The sequence below is a fragment of the Candidatus Enterococcus myersii genome (genome assembly GCF_017316025.1).
Lineage (GTDB): Bacteria > Bacillota > Bacilli > Lactobacillales > Enterococcaceae > Enterococcus_C > Enterococcus_C montenegrensis.
The window spans coordinates 1-3,054 of the sequence record NZ_JAFLVT010000022.1 but is presented as its reverse complement, the minus strand read 5'-3'; the positions used below and the strand labels follow the sequence as shown (position 1 = coordinate 3,054).

Genomic DNA, 3,054 nt, shown 5'->3' with positions numbered 1-3,054 from the left:
TTAACGTACGTGATTTTATCCAAGCAAACTACACACAATTTGACGGCACAGATGAATTTCTAGCTGGCCCAACAGAAGCTACCACAAAACTTTGGGATCAAGTAATGGAATTAAACAAACAAGAACGCGACAACGGTGGCGTTTTAGACATGGACACAAAAGTAGTTTCAACGATTACTTCTCATGGTCCTGGTTATTTAAATAAAGATTTAGAAACAGTGGTTGGTTTCCAAACAGACAAACCTTTCAAACGTGGTTTACAACCATTCGGTGGAATTCGTATGTCTGAACAAGCCGCTGAAGAATACGGTTTTGAAATCGATCCTGAAATTTCACATATCTTCCGCGACTACCGCAAAACCCATAACCAAGGGGTCTTTGATGCGTATACACCAGAAATGCGCGCAGCACGTCGTTCAGGTGTCATTACTGGTTTACCAGATGCCTATGGCCGTGGCCGTATTATCGGCGACTACCGTCGGATTGCATTATACGGGGTAGACTTTTTAATTAAAGAAAAACAAAAAGATTTAGCCAACTGTGGAAACGGCACAATGTCAGAAGACATCATCCGTCAACGGGAAGAATTAAGTGAACAAATTCGTGCGTTAGCTGAATTAAAAGAATTAGGTAACATTTACGGTTTTGATATTTCACAACCTGCGACAAACGCAAAAGAAGCTTTCCAATGGTTATACTTAGGCTACTTAGCTGCAATCAAAGAACAAAATGGTGCAGCAATGTCATTGGGTCGGACATCGACTTTCTTAGACATTTATGTGGAACGCGACTTAGAAAATGGCGTGATTACAGAAGAAGAAGCACAAGAAATCGTGGATCATTTCGTTATGAAACTACGTCTTGTAAAATTCGCTCGGACACCTGAATACAATGCCCTATTTTCTGGGGATCCAACATGGGTAACAGAATCAATCGGTGGTGTGGGTGAAGACGGACGTCACATGGTAACAAAAAACAGCTTCCGTTTCTTACACACATTAGCAAACTTAGGTCCTGCGCCAGAACCAAACTTGACAGTTTTATGGTCAACACGTTTACCACACAACTTCAAAACATTCTGTGCGAAAATGAGTATCCAAACATCTGCGATTCAATATGAAAACGATGATGTGATGCGTCCTCATTGGGGCGATGACTACGGAATCGCTTGTTGTGTATCGGCAATGCGCATTGGGAAACAAATGCAATTTTTCGGTGCTCGTGCAAACTTAGCGAAAACCTTGTTATACGCAATTAACGGTGGGGTTGATGAAAAATCAAAAGCACAAGTAGGACCAAAATATCAACCAATCACTTCTGAATATCTAGAATACGATGAAGTTTTAGCCAAATATGATGCCATGATGGACTGGATTACAGAATTGTACTTGAATACATTAAACATCATTCACTACATGCACGATAAATATTCTTACGAACGGATTGAAATGGCATTACAAGATACAGATATCCTACGCACAATGGCAACTGGTATTGCTGGTTTCTCTGTTGCAGTGGACTCATTATCTGCCATTAAATATGCCAAAGTGAAAACAGTTCGTGATGAAAATGGAATCGTAGAAGACTACGTAATTGAAGGCGACTATCCTAAATACGGCAATAACGATGATCGCGTGGATGAAATCGCGGTGAACTTATTGAAAACCTTCATGACGAAAGTAAAACGTAACAAAACTTACCGTGATGCAAAACACACCACATCTATTCTTACAATCACATCCAATGTGGTTTATGGGAAGAAAACAGGGAATACACCAGACGGACGTCGTGCGGGCCAACCATTTGCGCCAGGGGCTAACCCAATGCATGGACGCGACACACACGGTGCGTTAGCAAGCTTGTCTTCAGTTGCGAAAATTCCTTACGACTATTCATTAGATGGTATTTCAAATACGTTTTCTATCGTACCAAAAGCCTTAGGTCGTGACGAAGCAACCCAAGAAGAAAACTTAGCAACCATGTTAGACGGATATGCAACAAAAGGTGGTCATCACTTGAACATTAACGTCTTCAACCGGGATACCTTGTTAGATGCGCAAGCACACCCAGAAAAATACCCACAATTAACAATTCGGGTATCTGGTTATGCCGTAAACTTCATTAAGTTAACGAAAGAACAACAAGATGACGTTATTGCACGGACAATGCACGAATCTATGTAATTTCAATTTTAAACGTACTACAAGGTGGCGGATGGGAAACTATCCGTCACTTTTTATTTTTGCTTGTCCTCTTCTTCACAAAAAACGTAGTGAAAAAGAGGCTGGAATTGCGGCATAAAAAATTTCTAGCCTCTTTTTTGAGACGTTTGTTTCAAGTATTTCATATACGAAAGGAAGTCATAAGCATGACTGTGACAGGTCGTATTCATTCAACCGAAAGTTTTGGTTCCGTTGATGGACCAGGCATTCGCTTTATCGTTTTTACCCAAGGCTGTCGGATGCGGTGTGAGTTTTGCCATAATCCGGATACTTGGAAAATTGGCAGTGGTAAAGAGCGTACAGCAGATGATGTTTTAGAAGAAGCCTTAAAATATAAAGAATTTTGGGGAGAAAAAGGCGGAATCACAGTAAGTGGTGGAGAACCGTTGTTACAACTTGATTTTTTAATTGATTTGTTCAAAAAAGCCAAAGCGGCTGGGGTTCATACGACCATTGATACCTGTGGGCAACCTTTTACCAGAGAAGAACCTTTCTTTTCAAAATTCAATACTTTAATGGAATATACGGATTTATTGTTGTTTGACATTAAACATATCGACAATGACGCCCATAAAAAACTGACCAAACAAGCCAATACCCCTATTTTGGAAATGGCCAAATATTTATCTGAAATAAATAAACCGGTCTGGATTCGTCACGTATTGGTTCCTTATCGCAGTGACTATGATGCGTATTTGATCCGCTTAGATAGCTTTATTAAGACGTTGCAAAATGTCGATAAGGTTGAGATTTTACCCTATCACACGATGGGCAAGTACAAGTGGCAAGAATTGGGTTTAAAATATCCATTAGAAGGAATTGAACCACCGAC

The 3,054-nt window shown here is 40.2% G+C and carries 2 protein-coding genes; both read left to right on the top strand.

What is annotated here, in order from left to right; all coding sequences use genetic code 11:
* Positions 1-2,183: formate C-acetyltransferase (gene pflB, locus JZO76_RS13820; protein ID WP_206905784.1), on the top strand; the 2,183-nt coding region annotated here is incomplete at its 5' end.
* 185 nt (positions 2,184-2,368) lie between these two features.
* Positions 2,369-3,054: pyruvate formate-lyase-activating protein (gene pflA, locus JZO76_RS13815; RefSeq protein ID WP_206905783.1), on the top strand; the 686-nt coding region annotated here is incomplete at its 3' end.